This window comes from Bradyrhizobium sp. USDA 4011 (genome assembly GCF_054063415.1).
In genome coordinates, this window is record NZ_JBSSGG010000001.1 from 192,832 (window position 1) to 210,871 (window position 18,040).

Annotated in this window: 19 protein-coding genes; 10 read left to right on the top strand and 9 right to left on the bottom strand. The window is 60.1% G+C overall.

All coding sequences use genetic code 11. The features are described 5' to 3' along the window. The first annotated feature begins 12 nt into the window (after positions 1–12). The 5 genes from ACVW1C_RS01025 (at position 13) to rfbG (ending at position 6,565) form a co-directional block, all read left to right on the top strand. On the top strand, positions 13–381 hold the full coding sequence (locus ACVW1C_RS01025) for a hypothetical protein (RefSeq protein WP_092114168.1): 369 nt from the start codon (positions 13–15) through the stop codon (positions 379–381). After that, a complete protein-coding gene (locus ACVW1C_RS01030) occupies positions 368–1,582 on the top strand; it encodes an integrase (protein ID WP_456756791.1) in 1,215 nt (404 codons plus the stop codon). The genes ACVW1C_RS01025 and ACVW1C_RS01030 overlap by 14 nt, the downstream gene beginning before the upstream one ends. Positions 1,583–2,435: 853 nt before the next feature. Next, a complete protein-coding gene (locus tag ACVW1C_RS01035; RefSeq protein WP_456756792.1) occupies positions 2,436–4,295 on the top strand; it encodes a glycosyltransferase family 39 protein in 1,860 nt (619 codons plus the stop codon). Between the two features lie 181 nt (positions 4,296–4,476). Next, complete coding sequence (locus ACVW1C_RS01040; RefSeq protein WP_456756793.1) at positions 4,477–5,478, top strand: glycosyltransferase family 2 protein; 1,002 nt, start codon at positions 4,477–4,479, stop codon at positions 5,476–5,478. A 46-nt stretch (positions 5,479–5,524) separates the two neighbouring features. Beyond that, a complete protein-coding gene (gene rfbG / locus ACVW1C_RS01045; RefSeq protein ID WP_456756794.1) occupies positions 5,525–6,565 on the top strand; it encodes a CDP-glucose 4,6-dehydratase in 1,041 nt (346 codons plus the stop codon). Here the strand turns inward: rfbG and ACVW1C_RS01050 are convergent. Continuing rightward, positions 6,562–7,701: a Gfo/Idh/MocA family oxidoreductase gene (locus ACVW1C_RS01050; protein WP_456756795.1), complete on the bottom strand. Its 1,140-nt coding sequence runs from the start codon at positions 7,699–7,701 to the stop codon at positions 6,562–6,564. The two genes, rfbG and ACVW1C_RS01050, sit on opposite strands and share 4 nt — an antisense overlap. Positions 7,702–7,910: 209 nt before the next feature. Between ACVW1C_RS01050 and ACVW1C_RS01055 the strand changes: the two genes are divergently transcribed. Genes ACVW1C_RS01055 through ACVW1C_RS01065 form a run of 3 tightly spaced genes read left to right on the top strand, consistent with a single transcriptional unit; the run spans position 7,911 to position 10,685 of the window. Then, entirely contained in the window at positions 7,911–9,146 is a 1,236-nt protein-coding gene (locus ACVW1C_RS01055; RefSeq protein WP_456756796.1) for a class I SAM-dependent methyltransferase, read from the top strand. 51 nt (positions 9,147–9,197) lie between these two features. After that, entirely contained in the window at positions 9,198–9,968 is a 771-nt protein-coding gene (gene rfbF / locus ACVW1C_RS01060) for a glucose-1-phosphate cytidylyltransferase (RefSeq protein WP_456756797.1), read from the top strand. 6 nt (positions 9,969–9,974) lie between these two features. After that, complete coding sequence (locus ACVW1C_RS01065) at positions 9,975–10,685, top strand: class I SAM-dependent methyltransferase (RefSeq protein ID WP_456756798.1); 711 nt, start codon at positions 9,975–9,977, stop codon at positions 10,683–10,685. A 287-nt stretch (positions 10,686–10,972) separates the two neighbouring features. Here ACVW1C_RS01065 and ACVW1C_RS01070 read toward each other — a convergent pair whose 3' ends face one another. The 3 genes from ACVW1C_RS01070 to ACVW1C_RS01080 all read right to left on the bottom strand — a co-directional run bounded on the left by ACVW1C_RS01070 (position 10,973) and on the right by ACVW1C_RS01080 (position 14,086). Next, complete coding sequence (locus ACVW1C_RS01070) at positions 10,973–11,218, bottom strand: hypothetical protein (protein ID WP_456756799.1); 246 nt, start codon at positions 11,216–11,218, stop codon at positions 10,973–10,975. 81 nt (positions 11,219–11,299) lie between these two features. After that, complete coding sequence (locus ACVW1C_RS01075; RefSeq protein WP_456756800.1) at positions 11,300–13,537, bottom strand: NF038122 family metalloprotease; 2,238 nt, start codon at positions 13,535–13,537, stop codon at positions 11,300–11,302. A gap of 354 nt (positions 13,538–13,891) precedes the next feature. Beyond that, entirely contained in the window at positions 13,892–14,086 is a 195-nt protein-coding gene (locus tag ACVW1C_RS01080) for a hypothetical protein (protein WP_456756801.1), read from the bottom strand. A 268-nt stretch (positions 14,087–14,354) separates the two neighbouring features. Between ACVW1C_RS01080 and ACVW1C_RS01085 the strand changes: the two genes are divergently transcribed. Beyond that, positions 14,355–14,654, top strand: coding sequence for a hypothetical protein (locus ACVW1C_RS01085; protein ID WP_456756802.1), 300 nt, complete (start codon positions 14,355–14,357; stop codon positions 14,652–14,654). 39 nt (positions 14,655–14,693) lie between these two features. Here ACVW1C_RS01085 and ACVW1C_RS01090 read toward each other — a convergent pair whose 3' ends face one another. From ACVW1C_RS01090 to ACVW1C_RS01110, 5 genes are all read right to left on the bottom strand, one after another. Then, complete coding sequence (locus ACVW1C_RS01090; RefSeq protein WP_456756803.1) at positions 14,694–15,164, bottom strand: hypothetical protein; 471 nt, start codon at positions 15,162–15,164, stop codon at positions 14,694–14,696. A gap of 37 nt (positions 15,165–15,201) precedes the next feature. Then, positions 15,202–15,366, bottom strand: a complete 165-nt coding sequence (locus ACVW1C_RS01095) for a hypothetical protein (protein ID WP_173643509.1) — start codon at positions 15,364–15,366, stop codon at positions 15,202–15,204. 87 nt (positions 15,367–15,453) lie between these two features. Next, positions 15,454–15,714: a DUF3551 domain-containing protein gene (locus tag ACVW1C_RS01100; protein WP_456756804.1), complete on the bottom strand. Its 261-nt coding sequence runs from the start codon at positions 15,712–15,714 to the stop codon at positions 15,454–15,456. Positions 15,715–16,012: 298 nt separating this feature from the next. Next, on the bottom strand, positions 16,013–16,951 hold the full coding sequence (locus ACVW1C_RS01105) for a 3-hydroxybutyryl-CoA dehydrogenase (RefSeq protein ID WP_456756805.1): 939 nt from the start codon (positions 16,949–16,951) through the stop codon (positions 16,013–16,015). A 51-nt stretch (positions 16,952–17,002) separates the two neighbouring features. Then, positions 17,003–17,194: a hypothetical protein gene (locus ACVW1C_RS01110; protein ID WP_456756806.1), complete on the bottom strand. Its 192-nt coding sequence runs from the start codon at positions 17,192–17,194 to the stop codon at positions 17,003–17,005. A 529-nt stretch (positions 17,195–17,723) separates the two neighbouring features. On the opposite strand from ACVW1C_RS01110, the gene ACVW1C_RS01115 reads away from it, so the two are divergent. Next, positions 17,724–17,939, top strand: a complete 216-nt coding sequence (locus ACVW1C_RS01115) for a hypothetical protein (RefSeq protein WP_456756807.1) — start codon at positions 17,724–17,726, stop codon at positions 17,937–17,939. Positions 17,940–18,040 lie beyond the last annotated feature (101 nt).

Here is an 18,040-nt window from a genome sequence, read left to right on the forward strand (position 1 = left end):
GGAGGTAGCGCCATGACCCCTGATCGCCGAGAAGGGGCAGACGCGCTGCGCGGCGCCGACATCCGCTTTCGGGTCGACCCGGGCGACGTGCCCCCGGAAAAGGCGGCTCGCCGGCTACATCTGACATTGGACCGGTTCAACGAACTGCTGCCCAACCTGCTGAAGCGCGGCTTCCCGCCGGCCGACCCCGACACCGGTATGTTCGATCTCGACCAAATCGACGAATGGAGAAAGCTGCGATTTGGCCGGGAACAGCCATTGACGACGGACCCGGGGCCCGCGCAGCCTGAGGCGCAGGCTCAACTGGATATGACCGAGCGCTTCCTCAATGCGAAAGAACGGCAGGCCAAGAGTGGGAGGGGGAACCGTGGCCCTTCCTGAACACGTTCATTCGATATCGAAGCCGAACGGACGAACCTATTATTACTACTCGAAATTTCGTCGAACTGGGCGTGAGTGGCCGCGTGTCCGGATCACGGCAGAGCCGCTGTCCGAAGAGTTTGCCAAGCGCGTCATCCAACTGGACAAGCTCGCCGCTGTCAGCGCTGAGGGCGCCTGGTCATGGTTCTTCACCGATGTCACCGGCCGCCGGCATCCCCTGCCCGCGCCAGCCGACCATCGTTCATTCTGGGAAGCCGTGGACAAGGCCGAGGCGATCGGCATCAAGGTTCAGGCAGGCAACACGCGGTCCTTCCGGGCCCTGATCGCTGAGTTCAAGAAGCACCGCGCCTACACCGAGGACATCGCCGAAGGGACCCGGGAGCAGTACGACCGGTACATCGAGATGATCGATGTGGCCTGGGGCGACGACCCCGTCGAGACCCTCGAAGCCACCACGATCCAAGGGGTGCTCGACAAGGGGTTCGCCGATACGCCATCGGCCGGCCGTGTCTTCCGATCGACCCTGAGCCGGATCATATCCTGGGGCATCCCGCGCGGCTTCCGGAAGGACAATCCGGTCGAGCACACCGAGCGCTACGACAGCGAGGGTACGTACTCTCCGTGGCCGCCGGAGGCATTCGATGTGTTCTTCGAGCACGCCCGGGTCGACCTACACCTTGCCGTCTACTCCGGCCTGTTCACCGGCCAGCGCAAGGTCGACGTCATCAATATGCTCAGGCCGAAGTCGACCGACACCGGCATCCCGCTGATCGCGCAGAAGACCCAAGACCGGATCCCGGTCCAGATCCATTCTGAGTACCGGGGCCTCATCGACGCCGCCCCCACCGACAAGGACAAGCCGCAGCTGCGGCTGCACCTCCGGGCGGACGGCGAACCGTGGTCCTACGAGGGCTTCAAGACGGCATGGGGCCGAGCGCTCGACAAGAAGCCGATGGCCATGTTCCGCGAGAAGCGGCTGGTCTTCCATGGGCTCCGAAAGAACGCCGTCAACATGCTCCTCGAGGTCGGCTGCACAGAGGAAGAAGTCAGCGCGATCGTCGGGATGAGCGCACAGATGGTGCACCACTATTCGAAGGAGGTCAGCAAGTTCCGGATGGCCAAGCGTGCCATGCAGATCCTCGAAAGCCGCTGGTCGGAGCAGCGTGTCCACGTCCTCGGGGCGAAGAAAAAGGAGGGCTGAAGTGGTTTACAAACCCCCGATTCTTAGCGCCCGTTCGAGCACAAATCAGGCGAAGCGTTGTAAACTCGCTTCGTTGAATTTGCTGGGAAAAACCTCATGAATACTTCACTTTTAATCATGGGGTCGAGGGTTCGAGTCCCTCCGCGCTCACCAACTAGGACAATGATTAGATTGCACGATTTTTATTCTTCTCTGAGATCAAACCAACATCTCCCGGGTAGCTCGGCGGGTAGCCGATGTCGACCCGTTGCGGCGATAAGCCCTCGGAACAACAACACGACCAACAATTGCGGTGCAACTACGACACCAAGGTGGTCCGCGCCCTTCGCTACAACGCGCTGAAATCATCCGGCACATCGCCGAACGTTTTGACCACCTTGGCATCGCTGAATTATCCGTAGAAGGATCACCGGCGCGGCTGAACGCGACCGCACCGACGTTCCTTTCTTTCTTTGACAACGTCTCGGCGCGATCACAGCGGCATTGGAATTGAAGCACGCCATCGGCTAACCGGCCGTCATGCCGTCGTCACTGGCGCCGAACGGCAGCGCAGTCGGTATGTGTCACCGCTGCCATATTCCTCGCTCCTAGTTGGTCGAGTGTCGGCCGGTAGGTCATTTTGGTCCGTGAGCTCATACGGGGACGGAGGTACAACCAGGAGCTACTGTGTTTCCATCGCTACAACCCGAACGAAAAAGAGACCTTCCGCAGTCACCGAAATTGTCAGTGACTTGTCTTTGCAACGCATTCCCGTATCAGGTGACACTGGACATCAATTGGATGAGGCGCGCGAATGTCTAACGGAATGGCAAAGAAGCTCCGGTAGCCAATCAGTGAGTCGGGGAGAGAAGCTTTGCAAAAGACTTTGGCCTGGGTACTTTCCATTCGGATCATACTGCAGGTTATTCGCGATTATGCTCGCGTGGATCGATATATCGCACCAATTCTTCTCTTATGTTTGATCGGTATTGGTTCTCTCGTTCCGCGTAACACTGATAACCCTCAATTGCTGGCAGCTTTCGCCAATGATGAACCGTGGATGACGTTGGCACTCGATGGCACGATCGCCAAGCCTTTTGGCAATCCGGCCAATTACCTGGATCCGACAGCGGAAGCCTTCAAGAAAATTCCGGCATATTGGGGAACGCTTCGATACAACAATATTGTCTACTATGGCGCGGCGATGTTCGATATCGCCTTTCCCTTCTACGCGACGGCGCGCTTGGTTGGACTCCCAGGCTTTCCAACCGCTCCCGTTATCCTCAGAACGATATCGATGCTCGCCGCGTTAATGAGTCTGCTTTTCGTCTATAATTTTGCGAGGAAGCAGGTGGGAGTTGTTGTCGGCATATTATCCTGTTTTGTGTTGCTGACGGATGGCTATTTTATCTACTACACGACGATAATTCATCCGGACACGCTTCAGATATATTTCGGGCTGTTGGCACTCGGACTTGCATTGCGTCATTCGAATGACGGGCTCCTCTCAAGCCTCGCTGCTTTGGGGTTGATGTGTGGTTTGGTGCAGGGGACGAAGTTTGGCGGACCATGGACGGTGCCGCTAGCAACGGCCGCGTTGTTGATGGGAATTCGAGTGACAGGCGCTCACGAATGGGACAAGAAGGTCGTTGCCCAGCGAGTTGCCGTCCTCGGAGCGGCCGCCTTGGTGGGATGGCTCGGTACGAATCCTTACGCCGTCATCACGCCCTACTACTTCCAGTCGTGGATCACGCAATGGCGCATCGTCGGCAGCTCAGGTGGCCCCCTGGGAACGTTCACGTTTTGGGATTGGATAAAGGCCATCTACGACTACGTCGGCCCACTTGGTTCAGCGTTGGCCGTGGCGGGATTGCTGCACGCGCTGATCGGCGGCTTCTCGACGCCGCGAAAACGCGCCCTCTTCCTGGCAGCAATACTTTCATTGTCTCAGATTGCTTACTACGCCCTTCTCGGCAAACTTTGGGTCATTCTTGGATACCTTTTGGTCGCGCTGCCTCTCATAGCGATCCTTAGTTTTGACTTCGTCGTGACTTGGCTACAGTTTTTTCTTACCAGGCCGCTCGGGCGTATAGCGCGTCCAATCGCAGTCACGGCTGTTTTCCTTATAAGCCTATACCTCGGCACCGACCGCGTCTTCGCACTGGTTAACCACACGCTCGAATTACACCATCGCGATAGCACCTTGTTGGCACTGAACGATTGGGCGGCCAAAGGTGGTATACCGCCGAATGCCCGCATCGTTTTCGACGATCTTGGCTACTTCGATCCAAAGATATTCAAGAACGCCAAGATGTATGGAGGCGTGCTGACGTGGAGCGGCGTCAATGCTCTCGACCCCGAATATATCATTCTTTCGAGCAGTCTGTATGGAAGCCCGCACTACGCCAAGCTGATCGAGACACAACGCCTCGCTGCCGACGATCCCAGTCCGTTTTCAATGCGCATGTACCAAGCCCTGATTCCAACGCCGACGCCCGGCCCGACAGCAGCAGAGGGAATCTCGTTCGTTAAAGAAATAGCCCCCGATTCCAGCGGAGTGACGGCCACTGCGCCGATTTATCTTCTCACACCATGGCCAAGCCTTGAATTTCGGGTGAGATCCTCGCTCGCTATCTTGAAGGGCATTTGGCAGCCGATCGACAAACCACGCGTTGGACCGACCCTCAGAATCTATAAACGGAAGCCTGACAGACCTTCCGACGACCAGAATTGACTTGAGGTCCAAGAATTAACGCGTGCTCTTGTCGCCGCGGCACCATGCAATATTGAGCAATCCGCCGGCGGACGCTCGGATGGCCGTTCAAAATAGGCATTCCTGGGCGTTCCAAGAGTTGCATATCTTGAGTGGCCTGCCTAGAAGTTCCGATTGCATTAATCAACAGCAACGAGCCGACATGAGCAGCGCCGTCGATGCGGGAACACTGGAGGGAGCGCCGCACAAGCGAAGACGGCTGATCTCCCTCGTTATGCCGGTCTACAACGAAGAAGCCAATATCGAGCGCGCCTACGCCGCGCTGACGGCTATTTTCAAGGACCTGCCCCAATACGATCTGGAGTTTGTTTTCACCGACAACCACAGCGAGGACCGAACATTCGAGCACCTTGCTGCACTTGCCAAGGCCGACAGCAGGGTCAAGGTGATCCGCTTCACGCGCAACTACGGTTTTCAGCGCTCGCTACTGACCGCTTACCGAAACGCAACCGGTGATGCTGCGATTCAGGTCGATTGCGATCTTCAAGATCCACCGCAATTGATCCCGCAATTCATTGCGCTTTGGGAAAAGGGCCATGATGTAGTCGTGGGGTTGCGCCGACGCCGCGAGGAAGCAAAACTGCTCACCCTCTGTCGCCGTGCATTTTACGCGCTGCTCACCCGGATTTCCGATGATCAGGTCACCCGCGACGCCGGCGATTTCCGCCTAGTCGACCGCTCCGTGATCGACCGCCTCAAGGAGTTGAACGACTACAACCCTTACGTCCGCGGCGTCATATCCTCGTTTGCCGCGCGCGAGACCGGCATTCCCTACGACCGGACACAGCGGATACACGGCCGCAGCAAATTCCCGGTGCGGAAATTGGTCGGCTTCGCCCTTGACGGGATTATCGGGCACTCGGTTCTTCCGCTGCGGCTTGCGTCCTATGCCGGCCTGCTGATCTCGATCGCCGTTTTTCTGCTGGGGCTGTTTTACGTCGTCGAGGCTCTGCTTCGGGGCAAGTCGTGGCCGAGCGGCTTTGCAACGCTCATCGTTGTTATGCTGTTCGGCATCAGCCTGAACGCAATCTTCCTTGGCATTATCGGCGAGTATGTGAGCCGGATATATCAGCAAGTCCGCTTCAGACCCCTGGTGACGGTCGAAGCCACCGCCAATATCTCCTCAGAACAGAGCAAACAATGACGTCAGCAATTTTCACAGTATGTATCCTGCGTTCGGAAAAGCGAATTTGACCCCGAGCTTCTGGCACGACCGCCGCGTTCTCTTAACCGGACATACCGGTTTCAAAGGCGCGTGGGCCAGTGTGATACTGGCCGATCTCGGCGCGAAAGTAACCGCGTTTTCTTTGGAGCCCGAGACCGAACCTAATCTCTGGCAAACCATCGGGCAGCGCGTGGCGATCGACAGCCGCCGTGCCGATCTCCGCGACATACCGGCGGTGACCGAAATTTGCAAAACCGCCGAACCCGAAATCGTTCTGCATATGGCCGCGCAGGCGCAGGTTCGGGAAAGCTATCGCGACCCGGTCGGTACTTTCGCCAGCAATGTTATGGGAACGGTGAACTTGCTGGAAGCGCTGCGCACCAGCCCAAGATTGCAGGCGGTTCTGACAGTAACCAGTGACAAGGTCTATGCGAATGCGGAAACCGGCTTGGCGTTTCCCGAGAACGCCCCGCTGGGCGGCTCAGATCCGTACAGCGCGTCCAAGGGCGCGACCGAAATCGTGGTCCGGAGTTACGCCGAGAGCTTCTTTGCGCCGCTCGGGGTGCCTCTGGCCTCGGCGCGCGGCGGCAACGTGATTGGTGGCGGCGATTTTTCCAGCGACCGGCTCGTTCCGGACCTCTACAGGGCCGCACGCAAAGGCGTGCCGGTTGAACTGCGATATCCTGCGGCGACCAGGCCCTGGCAGCATGTACTCGACTGCCTCGCCGGCTATCTTGGCTTTGCGGAATACCTCGCCAACAGAGGTGGGGCCGATCCCCCCTCCCTGAACTTTGGCCCGCTTACGGATAAGACGATGTCGGTCGCCGAGGTGGCGGCGGCGATCGGCGAAGGGCTGGGCAATGGACAGGCCTGGAAGCAGGCGTCAGGCTCATTTCCACCGGAAAAGCAGACGCTGCGGATCGACTGCTCGCTGGCTGCCAAGACATTGGAATGGCGGCCGCGGCTCGACGTCGACGAGACCATTGCATGGACGTATGCGGATTTCGCGAACGGCAAGGACGCGCTCGAACTTATGCGTGCGCAGATATCCCGCTACGGGACCTAGCCCGCCTCGGAAAATAGCCGACTTCTGGCCAAGAGCATCTTCAGTTCAGCTTGACCAGCAATCGCCGGCCAGGCCTTGGAGATGCTATCGGCGTTTCCGGCTTCGCTGCTGCCGAATTCCGCAAGCGCATAAAGCAGCGCGGCATCGAGCGGTTCGCCCAAGCGCTTCGCCAGCCATTCAGCCTGATGGGCGATGTAGCGGCCGCGAATCGCATCGGCGAATGCGGCAGATGCGATGGCTCGTTCCGGCGACAAACGCGGATCCATTGGTGCGCCTTCGACAACGGCAATGAACGCGGAGAGCATTGTTCCTAGCGGCCGGAGCGCCGTGGCCCACTGCGGGTCGCCGTTCACGCGCGTTCCCGCGATATCGATGACCCCTGGCTCATCGGCGAAATCGAGCACCGCAACGCCCTTTTCGGTTTCGACTTCGATTCGGCGCTGCCGACCTTGATCGTTGCGTGCAATGAGCAAAGAAACCGGCAGCCCATGGGCCTGCGCTTCGATCGCCAGACACGCGCCGCCGCGTCGAACATCCAGCGATACGAGTGCGAGATCGCGGAACTGCAATTCGCCGACGACCGGCACGATGTGGGGCAGCACATCATCGAACAGCGTCACCGCGGGGTCGTAGCTCTTGGCTTCCCCGCGACGGACGTCCGAAGCTCCGTCGGTCCAAATCGCCCGGATGCTCCGCAAGCGGCCGAGCGAGGCCAAGGAGGCCGCATAGGCCTCGACATATCGTGCGAACAAGAAGACGTGACTGGCCCCGAACGCCGCACCCTTGGCCCCTGCGATGCTGTTGAGTTCCTCGATATCGCCACGCGAAAGGGCAACGGGTTTCTCCACCAGCACCGGGATACCGTCAGCCAGAAGGCCAGCCGCAGCCTCGAAATGGTCTTCCGCACGGTTGGCGACGATGACGGCATCGGGCCGCTCCGGACCAGGCCCAGAGGTCGGCCAGGCGTCCAAAGCGCTCAACTGGCCGGCAAATTGCGATTGCACAGCCCACGCCCGGAGACCCGCAGCATTGCTCGGCGAGTGCATAGTGATCCGATCCGCGCGGCCCGGGAGCCCGCAGAGTACCGAAGCGATCGTTCGGGCCCAACGCCCGCCGCCGATGACCGATATCTTCATCGTTATCGCCCTAACCATCCGCGAAGGTTCTGGCAATCCGTCGAAAGCGTGATGCTGCGACCCACAAGATCCGTCGGGATAGCCGCCGGCCTCAACCTTTGACAAATGGAGCCCGATACGCAAAGTCACCACGTATTTCAGGGTACGGCGGATACTACAATATGTGCCGTAATAACTTGTCACATGGATCCCGAATGAACTCGACAATCGTGCCGGCGAATCAGATCAATCATTGCGAAGTGTGCGGCGGCCATACCCTCGCTTCCGTGTTGGATCTCGGGGCCCACCCGATGTGCGACGATCTGGTTGCGATCGGAAGCCCGCGGACGTGCGCCGAATACCCGATCGAGATCCTCTTTTGCGACGATTGCCGGACCGCACACCAGCGCTTTCAGGTTCCAAAACGCGAGCTGTTTCCCGAGAGCTATCACTACCGATCGCGCTTTACTGCCGACGTGCTCTCCGGAATGAAGAACCTTACCGATTCCTGCGAGCAGCGCTTCGGACTGCTTGCGGGCAAGAAGGTCGTCGATGTCGGCTGCAACGACGGAAGCCTGCTCGATTTCTTCCGTAAGAAGGGTGCCACCACGATCGGCGTTGAGCCGACCTCGGCTGCGCAGGATTGTACGGCGAAAGGACACTTTACCATCCATGATTTCTTCACCGAAGCAACGGCGGAGCAGATCGTAGCCGCGCATGGCAAGCCGGACTTCATCACCTTCACCAACGTGTTCGCGCACATCGAAGACCTCGGCAGCGTAATCGCAGCGCTGAAGCGCCTGATCGGCGAAAAGACCATCCTGGTCATCGAGAACCACTATCTCGGATCGGTTTTACTAACCAATCAGTTCGACACTTTCTATCACGAGCATCCGCGCACATACAGCTACCGCTCATTCGTGTTCATCGCCCGCGCGCTCGGTCTCAATTTGATCGACGTGCAGTTTCCCGCGCGTTATGGCGGCAACATTCGTGTTTTTGCAGGCAAGCTGGCGTCCGCGTTAGACCTAGCAAGGATAGAGGAACTCGAGGCTAAGGAGGCGCGCTTCGGGCTCGACTTCGCAACACTCCGCAGTGGCGTGACGCGGTGGCGCGACAAGAAGCGTCAGGAGTTGAGGACTCTCGTACAGAAGAATGGACCGCTTCGCGGCAAGGCCTTCCCGGGGCGCGCCGCCATCCTGATCAAGCTGTTGGCACTCGACAATGACTCGATCTCGATCGTGCATGAAAAGCCTGGTTCGATGAAGATCGGCCATTACCTGCCGGGCACGCGGATCCCGATCGGTCCCGACGATGATCTGCTGAAGGCCTCACGGGGCGCCAATCCATTGCTCAATCTGGCATGGCACATTCCAGTCGAGATACGTAATTATCTCAAAGACATTGGCTATGATGGTCCGGTGATCGACATTGTGAGTCAGCAGGATTTTCAGCCTGGCTCCTGAGACCCCCAATACAACTCAACCGCCACGACGCGGCGAACTGAAAGGCAAGACATGAAAGCGGTCATTCTCGCCGGTGGGTTCGGCACACGTCTTTCCGAGGAAACCGACCTTGTGCCCAAGCCGCTGGTCGAAATCGGCGGGCGGCCTATTTTGTGGCACGTGATGAAGCTCTACGCGGCAGCCGGGCTGAATGATTTCGTCATTTGCGCGGGCTACAAGGCTTCGATGATCAAGCACTATTTCGCCAGCTACTTCCTCGAAACCAACGACATCGAGATTCGCACCGCCACGCGCGAAGTCCACTACCTCACGCCCAAATCGCTTGATGACTGGACAGTGAAGATCATCGATACCGGCGTGAACACTATGACCGGCGGACGCATCAAACGTGCTGCACCGTACCTGAATGGAACCTTCTGTCTCACCTACGGCGATGGCGTCGCCAATCTCGATATCACCAAGGTGATTGCATTCCATCGCAGCCATGGCAAGCTCGCCACGGTGACGTCAGTCCCCTCACCTGGCCGTTTCGGCATTCTCGATATGGACCAGTACGATGCCGTATCGCGCTTCCACGAAAAGCCAGACGCCGAAATGGGCTGGATCAATGGCGGGTTCTTCGTCCTCGAACCTCGCGTCCTCGACTATATCGACGCCGACGAAACCGTTTGGGAACGCCGACCGCTGGAACGGCTGGCAGCCGATGGACAATTGATGGCCTATCGCCATTCAGGTTTCTGGAAGGCGATGGATACGCTCCGAGAGAAGCGCGAACTCGAAGAAATGTGGGCCTCAGGCTCCGCACCGTGGAAGCTATGGTGAGAACCGATGACACAGCCCGACGATATCAACGGTGCCGAGTTCGACGCGTACACAGCGAACTACAATGAGGAGATCAACAAGGCCTTGAATTTTTCGGGCCTCGATATCGACTTCTTCGCGCGCGTTAAAAATGACTATCTGGTCGATATCCTCGACGCACGTCAGGGTGGCGCAGCCAAAGCCGAACTGCTTGACGTCGGCTGCGGCGTTGCCAATGCCCACAAGCAATTGATCGATCGGGTCGGCGGGATTTCGGGAATTGACGTTTCGAGGGCCAGTATCGCGGTGGCGCGTCAACGCAACCCCGGCATCCGCTACAGAGTCTTCGACGGCGCTCATCTCCCGTTTGACAACCAGTCATTCGACGGCGCGTTCGCGATTAATGTGTTTCATCACGTCCCTGTCGCACAGCGGCCGGCGCTGGTTGCCGACGTACGCCGTGTACTGCGTCCCGGAGGATTGTTCGCGATCTTCGAGCACAACCCATTCAATCCGGTGACCCGGCGCATCGTCAACACCTGCGAATTCGACAAGGACGCGGTGCTGTTGAAACGGCGTGATTCCGAAGCACTTCTCGATAGCGCCGGCTTCAAAGATATCAGCACGCGATATATCTTTTCGGTGCCGGCGGCCGGCCCCCTGCTCCGCAGAGTTGACCGGCTGTTTTCGTTGCTACCGTTCGGCGCGCAGTATTATACGCTGGGTACTAACCGCTAGAGCGCTGCCAAGGTTTCGAGCGGCTCTCTGGCGGGATTCGCAGATCCTCTAGTCTAGCGGAAGTTGATTCTGAACTCCCGAGGCGCATCTATTCAAACAAACGCAAATGCTGCGCAAGAGCTATCCAGCTAACCCACCTTGGGGCGATCCGCGCTTGCGTCCGATTGGGAAGTACGGCGTCGCCGACGGCATCCGCGTCAACTGCGCCGGTTGCGCCTGAGACCGTCGCGCTCGATGCCATGAGTGACGGAAATGAAACGCCGATCCAAGCTCTCTGCGCTATATGCTCACGGCTCCACCGTCAGCGGCAGCTCGCCCTGGCCGCTCGTCCAGTCGATGATGTCGAGCTGCAGCCCTCGCTTCAGCATCTCGGCCTCGAGGCTGCCGGCGTGGCGTTTCCACTCGGGCGTCGCGCGGACCCGGAATTTTGGCTCTTCGCCGTGTGCCTCGAAATCATCGTCGGCCTTGAGCGCGCCGCGGACGGCTTCGTACATCATCCTCAAGCTGGCGTTGGTGAAGGCGCCGTAGTCCATCGGTCGTCTCCCTCAGCACTCTCGGAACGCAAAAGGCCGCCACGGAGCTCGCGCTTCACCGATCGCGCGGACGAGCCAAGTCTAAACGATATGGAAGCCGCTCTGGTGCTCGAGCAACTGCGCCGTTGAGACATGCTGGAGCGTGATCGTGTCGCGGGCGGCATCGATGATGACGGCGTTGCCGGACGCGTCGTCATGGATCGTTGCGACCAGGGCGCTCAGATCCGCAAAAACGCTGTTGCTGAATTGAAGAGTATCGGTCGCGGGCGAAAAGTGCGTGAGTGTCACATGGCCGAAGTTTTCCGCGAACACGAATGTGTCCTGCGCTGCCGCATCGGAAAGCTGGTTGTCGCTCTGGCCCGGCGATGCTGCCGCGACAACCAATGTTCCTCCATTCCCATCATTGGCGAACCGGAAATTGTCCTGCGCGTACACCCCGAGGAAGTGGAGCGTGGCCGTGTGCGAGCCATCGCTCACTGAGAGCTCCCCGGAGGCAGCGTCGAAGCTGGAATGGACGGTGTTGAAGGTGATGCCGTGCAAGTCGATCTGATCGGGCCCCTGCCCGCCATCGCCGCTGAACGCGATCATCTGGCCGCTGAACGTGGATGGCTGTTGAAGGTTCAACGTCGTGCCGTCGAAGGTCGTTGGTGCAGCGGCATTCGGAGCGGGGTCTGAAGGAACCGCGTGAACCTGCGCTGCAGACGCAAAGAACTGGTCGGATGCGGCACCCGCTTGAACCAACGAAATTCCGGAATATCCAACCGACGTAACTTGGGTGACCTTGCTGCCATCGAACGCGAGTTCGGTGATTTGACCGGCACTGCCCTGGGTTATCAGCTCCGCGATTCCGGCCGTCATGTTCTTGACGTCGTGAACAGGATCGTAGCTTCCCGCCAACAAATTGCTTCCAATCAGCTTCCCTTGATCGAAGTACAGAATGTCTATTTGGCCAGTCGCAGATTGAGTTATGACGTCGGAATGGCCGTCACCATTGACGTCTGCAACTCCAACGACGTTCCAAAATGCTTGATTGGTGAGAGCGCTTGCAGTCAGGTGGCCAGTGGTATCGAACCATAGAAAGTCGATCTGGCCATTCCACTGCGTCACGAACCCGGGGTTCGTCTCTCCGCTGAAATGGCCCGCGCCCTCGATGTCCAAATAGCTGCCGGCCAGCAGAAGCGATGCCGAGAGTTTGCCTCCCGAAAACCAAAGCAGGTCGATCTGGCCATTGGATTGCGTGACGAATTGAGTGCTGCCCGTCGAGTTGAAATCGACATCGCCAACAATTTTCCAAAAGCCTTGAGGGGTCAGCGACGAGCCAATCAGATTGCCGGAGCTGAATTGCAATAGATCGATCTGACCATCCGTCAGCTGCGCAGCAACACTGTTGGTCTGGGTGCTCGCCGGTGCGTGCGATGCCCCGATGTGAAACCCCAGGGAATCGAGCTGCTGCAGATCGACCGAAGTAAGATGCTGCAGCGTGCTGCCGGTGTAATATTCGTTGAAGGGATCGTTTGCCCCTTGCACGCCGCTGTTGAGGAAGTCGCTCGGATCCGAATTCTGGCCGTAGTCCGCGAGCTTCGTGCCGCCTCCGTTCAGGGAGAAATAGGCCGCTGATGCGGGAATATTGTTCGAGAACAACCGGACACCGGAGCTGGTGAAGCGGTAGAAATCGAAAATATCCGGTTGTGATCCGTAGGGAACGCGGCCGATGGCGTGAGTGAGTTCGTGAAGGGCGACGCCAACCAGAAGGCTGGGATCGATGTCGGTGGCAAAGGTAAGGCTACCGTCATCGGTCGTCGTGTCGTTCGCACCGATCACCCCCCAGAGCTTGAGCTGGGCGTTCCACACCGCGACCGAGGACTGGCCCTGGATCGAAGTTCCTGCCGGCAACGCATTGAAAGTCGTGTCACCCGCAGACGCATCGTTCACCAGGTCAGCTCTGACCGTCGAATAGCCGAGCCACTGTCCACTATCGGGCCCCCCCGCGGCGCCGCCACCGGTGCCGCTGTAGTCGACATTGAAATTGAGCGTGATCTTGTCGGTGATCGCTGCACTCAAAAGCGCTGCCGCCTGCTCGATTCCTTGTCGGAAGCTGGCGGGCGCTGCCATTGCGGCAGCGTCGAAGATCAGGTTGATCGTGAGCCCGCCGGAGGTCTCCGCGACGACAGAGCCTACGCCGCCCGAACCAGAGCCGCTCACCGCAGCCTGCGCTTGAACCGATTCATCAGGGAGGACGACAGGCGTCGGCGGCGGGCTGTATGGCGCAGGCACCTCACCACCGTCCTGATCCTGTTGTAACGCAGGCCTGGATATCATCGCTCGCTCCAGCTTTGGATCGGCCTACCGAGGGGATCCTGACCTTCCGCTTCCTCGGCAAGGTTCCAGCAGAAGATGCGTGGTCATCGTTAACCAGATCCTAAAGCTGATATTCTCATGCTGTGCACGCCACCAGGCCGGACACATTCCGTGGAAGCTAAAGTTGGCGACCGCGCAAAGGTTCCAGCGCCAAGGTGGTCCGGCCGTCGAAACGATCGCGACGCGGACCGGGGGGCAGTGCTGGTCTTCCGCGCCGGCCGCCAAGACCATAACAGCCGGCTTGAACTCGCCGATCTTCGGGACCGAGATTGGCGCTTGCGCAGTCGCGCCGCGTCAGTGTCACTCCTCAATCAGTCACAGCCCCAAGCATCGAAACAGTTGGGCCAGCGCCGTGTTGGCAGATTGTGCGCGCCGTTCGAGGATTTCGGCCGCCGTGGCGTAGTTGCGCGCCAGGATCTGGAGCGCGCGTCGAGCATCCGGCAGCGTGGACTGCTTGGCCATTTCCAGGCACTGGTGCTCGAAGTAGCGAAGCTCCTCAAGTTCGGTCATTGCGATTCGTCCGATTTCATCTGCATCTTCGAACTCAGTGCGCCAACGGCCTAGTGAAAGTTTGGCAAGATTGTTGCGGACGCGGGATGATCTGGTCGGAGTGTTTCTGGATGTGCGATTTGATAATCACCGCTCCGTGACCGGCGCGGGTGCGTGCTGCGCGGATCGACAGGCACGTCCGATCGCATCAGTGTGCGTGAGTCTTGCTTGGGACGCAGCAACGTCTTGACCGCAGTGTTGGGGCATCTTCGCGCGGATTGCGCTGGCGATGCATCTGGTGGAGTCGTTGGCGCAGGCCCTTGGCCGGCGCATCCTTGAGTTGGCATCGTTGAACCCGATGAAGAAACGCGATTGGGCCTTTGTGGCCGCATGTGTGGCCGGCGCGCTGCTGTTCGGCGTCTGGAGCTTCCAGATAGGGATCGCGTTTCATCGCTCCCGGCAGGGCGCAACCGATCTCTCCAGCTCGCACCGGCGTGGCCAGCGCGGCTCTCAGGAAGGCTCTTCCGCGGGTAACCCTGCACGGCCCGCGGCCGACGACAGCGACCAACAGGCCCGACAGCCGCGATAATTGGCGCAATTGCGTTCCTCACCGCCGCATCGCCTCGATCTAAGCCCACGCCAGGCCCGCGGCGACAGCGGGATCATCATCGTCGGTCCTCGCACCGGTGAGACGCCTGCGGCGCGGGCTGTCCTTGGCGCGACGATGACGCGCGTCCGACCGGCGTAGCGCCATCGGCACACGCCGCGCGAGGCTTTGAGCGAGCTCGACGGCCTGTCTCACGACGGCCATCACGGTCGCCACGCGCGTGAACAGGCCGATCAGGAAGATCATCGAGAACACGTCGATATAGGCCAGCACATCGCCGACCAGCATCAATTCGGGAGGAAGCGGAATCCGGTGCAGATAGGCACCGATCACGATGACGACCGGGATCAGCGCAATCAGCTTCCGCAACGTCAGCCGATCCAGCAAGGCCGCGAGCTCAACGACCAGGACCTGCCAGAGCCAGTCGCCAAGCGCGGCCGGCTTGTCGATCGTCCAAGTCTGCCACAGCCGCTGCCAGTTCCGTTTCCACATCGCAGCGTCCGCATCCTCTCGAGCGCAATACCGGTGGCTACGGCTTCGACGACGCCTCGCTGCCGTCGCCCTCGACCGCCGCGCCCTGGACATCAGCCGAATCGGCTGACGGAAAGATGCGCTCGTAGTTCGCCCGGGCCTCGCGAATCAGACGCGCACGCTCGCGTTCCGATTTCGAGATGAACCTGATGATCTCGCCCATGTGCTCTCCAACGCAGGGGGAATTCTCCGACCATCGGCAATGCAACCATCATGCCTGATGGCCGCCCGGCCGACATGCTCGCGGCGGTTACCGTATCCGCCGCGGCGCTATCCGCTGCTGGCTGAACGCAACACGCGGATTGATGCCGCAATAGGCATCGCGGCCTGACGCCGACGCCTGGCATTGCTCGTAGGTCTGGTAGCCGCAATAGCCGGGGTATCCCTCATCCCTGCCCTGGATGCACCAGGGATAATCGTAGGGATCGGCCGCCGCCGGCTGTGCGGAGCCGACAATCCAGCTCGTTCCGAGCGCCGCGAACGCCAGAATTGCCCAATTCGACCTGCGCATGATCCTGCTTCCTTCTCGATCGGCAGCCAGCCGTTGATTTAGGTACGCCGGGAAGATCTGCGAGGTTTCCGCTCACCGCCTCAAGAAGCTGTGACCCGAGCGCGAGGGAGTGCATCGGAAGCCAGGGCGCTCCGGATGGGCACCGGACCACACAAAAAACACGAGGCCCGGTGTGCCTAGGAGCCCGGGCCTCGTATCTGATGTCCCCCGCCTCAGTGGCGGATCAGGCGTTGTGGTTACGCGAGCTTGCCCGCGCGATCCATCCCGGATGACTACGGGGGTCAGGCGCGCGCAGATTTCACTTGCTGTAGCTGTAGAACCCCTGTCCGGTCTTGCGGCCGAGAAGGCCGGCATCGACCATCTCCTTCAGCAGGGGCGCCGGCCGGTATTTGGGATCGTTGAAGCCGGTGTAGAACACCTCCATCACCGACAGCATGGTGTCGAGCCCGATCAGGTCGGCAAGCGCGAGCGGGCCGATCGGATGGTTGCAGCCGAGCTTCATGCCGGCGTCGATCTCTTCCGCGGTCGCAATGCCTTCCTGCAGCGCGAAGATCGCCTCGTTGATCATCGGGCACAGGATGCGGTTCACCGCAAAGCCCGGGCTGTTCTTCGCGGTGATCGCGACCTTGCCGACACGCTTGGCAAAGGCTTCGGCCTTGGCGACCGTGTCGTCCGAGGTCTGCAGGCCGCGGATCAGTTCGAGCAGCGCCATCACCGGGACCGGATTGAAGAAGTGCATCCCGATGAAGCGGTCGGGACGATCGGTCGAGGCCGCAAGGCGGGTGATCGAGATCGACGAGGTGTTGGTCGCGACCAGCGCGCTCGGCTTCAGCCCGGCGCAGAGATCCCTGAGGATCTTCACCTTCAGCTCCTCGTTCTCGGTGGCGGCCTCGATCACGAGATTGCAGGCGACAAGTTTGGACTTGTCGGTGGTCGCGTTGATCCGCGCGAGCGTCGCATCGCGATCGGCCGCCGTCATCTTCTCCTTGGCGACCAGACGGTCGAGACTGGACCCGACCGTCTTCAGGCCGCGTTGCACCGCCGCGTCCGAGATATCCACCATGATCACGGCAAGCCCCGCCGCCGCGCAGATTTGCGCGATACCGTTGCCCATGGTTCCGGCGCCGATAATGCCAACCGTCTCGATCATTGTGTCTGTCCCTTCTCGTCGCTTGCGCCGCCTCGCGGCCGCATCGTCAAAACGGCGGACCTCAGGGTCCGCGGATGGCGCATGCATAGCAGTCCGGCCGGACGGCCGATACAGGAGGCGACGGTATTCTGGTGAGGCCTACTCCGGGCGCGGCGGGATGGATCGCCGTGGCGGGACGGCGGCGCGCGGCGGCAATTGGGTGCGCGGCGGCTCTGCCGCGCGCGACGGCTCGAGCACGCGGTTGAGCCGCACGATCCACCAGGCGAGCCGGCCGTAGCTGCGGCGCAGCGCCGACCGCAATCCGTCGTCGATGTCCTGGTCCCGATCCATGCCGCTCTCGTTAACGCCGATCCTTGAAGGAACGGTGTGTCGCAATCACGGGCTGCGCCAGCCACCGTTAGGAATTTGGCAACCATCGGCGCGCAGTCTGAAGGCTCAGTGCCGGTAATCTCCCGGATTGCACAGAGAAGCCCCCGCGCCGCAGCATCGCCATTGCGGCGCGCCTCCCTATTAGTTGATCGAATTTTTCACCGGGCGCCGCGACATAAGGACATTAGACGACGAGGGCTACGCCCATGCTTTCTGAAAAGTTCTTTTTGGTTCTCGAGACATTGCTCAACGGCCAGACCCATTCCGACGGCAGCCCGCGTGTGGTGAGCACATCGCCCCACGTCCCGATCAAGCTTCCGCAGGAAAGCCAGCCCGAACGCAGGACCCCTCGCTAGGCTTCGTGCCGCGAGCCAGTCTGATCGCTCCCCGCGACGAGCGAAGCCGATCGTCCGTGTCGCGCCCGTGATCCAGCTCATAGTTGGTGCAGGTGAGCCGCGCTACACCACTCCCGCAACGAAGTGGTGCGGCCGTGACCTATAAGACCGACAGCAAGACCGATTTCGGGAGCATCGCCGTCGCGATCTGCGTCGCCGCCTACACGGCGATCATGCTCGCCTATCTCGCCCGATACGATCTCGGGCTGACCGCCACGCAAACGCGTCATCTTTCGATGATGGCCGCGTTGTTCCTCGCGCTGCCGATCGCGCTGGATTTCCTATGCACCGGCCCCGGCAAGGCGCGCTGAGTCGGGCAACGGCCGCGCCTGCCGCATCCGATCTCCCCTGCCGAACACGCGCCTGCGCAACATAGCGCTAGGTGGAGCGACGCGAATCAGCGTTACTTTGC

Bases quoted from the DNA above. Each gene is read 5' to 3' on its own strand.
- rfbF (WP_456756797.1), top strand. From the start codon at position 9,198: ATGAAAGCGGTCATTCTCGCCGGTGGGTTCGGCACACGTCTTTCCGAG.
- ACVW1C_RS01050 (WP_456756795.1), bottom strand. From the start codon at position 7,701: ATGAAGATATCGGTCATCGGCGGCGGGCGTTGGGCCCGAACGATCGCT.
- ACVW1C_RS01100 (WP_456756804.1), bottom strand. From the start codon at position 15,714: ATGCGCAGGTCGAATTGGGCAATTCTGGCGTTCGCGGCGCTCGGAACG.
- ACVW1C_RS01025 (WP_092114168.1), top strand. From the start codon at position 13: ATGACCCCTGATCGCCGAGAAGGGGCAGACGCGCTGCGCGGCGCCGAC.
- ACVW1C_RS01095 (WP_173643509.1), bottom strand. From the start codon at position 15,366: ATGGGCGAGATCATCAGGTTCATCTCGAAATCGGAACGCGAGCGTGCG.
- ACVW1C_RS01075 (WP_456756800.1), bottom strand. From the start codon at position 13,537: ATGATATCCAGGCCTGCGTTACAACAGGATCAGGACGGTGGTGAGGTG.
- ACVW1C_RS01110 (WP_456756806.1), bottom strand. From the start codon at position 17,194: ATGGATCGGGACCAGGACATCGACGACGGATTGCGGTCGGCGCTGCGC.
- ACVW1C_RS01085 (WP_456756802.1), top strand. From the start codon at position 14,355: ATGCATCTGGTGGAGTCGTTGGCGCAGGCCCTTGGCCGGCGCATCCTT.
- ACVW1C_RS01090 (WP_456756803.1), bottom strand. From the start codon at position 15,164: ATGTGGAAACGGAACTGGCAGCGGCTGTGGCAGACTTGGACGATCGAC.
- ACVW1C_RS01065 (WP_456756798.1), top strand. From the start codon at position 9,975: ATGACACAGCCCGACGATATCAACGGTGCCGAGTTCGACGCGTACACA.
- ACVW1C_RS01080 (WP_456756801.1), bottom strand. From the start codon at position 14,086: ATGACCGAACTTGAGGAGCTTCGCTACTTCGAGCACCAGTGCCTGGAA.
- ACVW1C_RS01105 (WP_456756805.1), bottom strand. From the start codon at position 16,951: ATGCATGCGCCATCCGCGGACCCTGAGGTCCGCCGTTTTGACGATGCG.
- ACVW1C_RS01070 (WP_456756799.1), bottom strand. From the start codon at position 11,218: ATGGACTACGGCGCCTTCACCAACGCCAGCTTGAGGATGATGTACGAA.
- ACVW1C_RS01040 (WP_456756793.1), top strand. From the start codon at position 4,477: ATGAGCAGCGCCGTCGATGCGGGAACACTGGAGGGAGCGCCGCACAAG.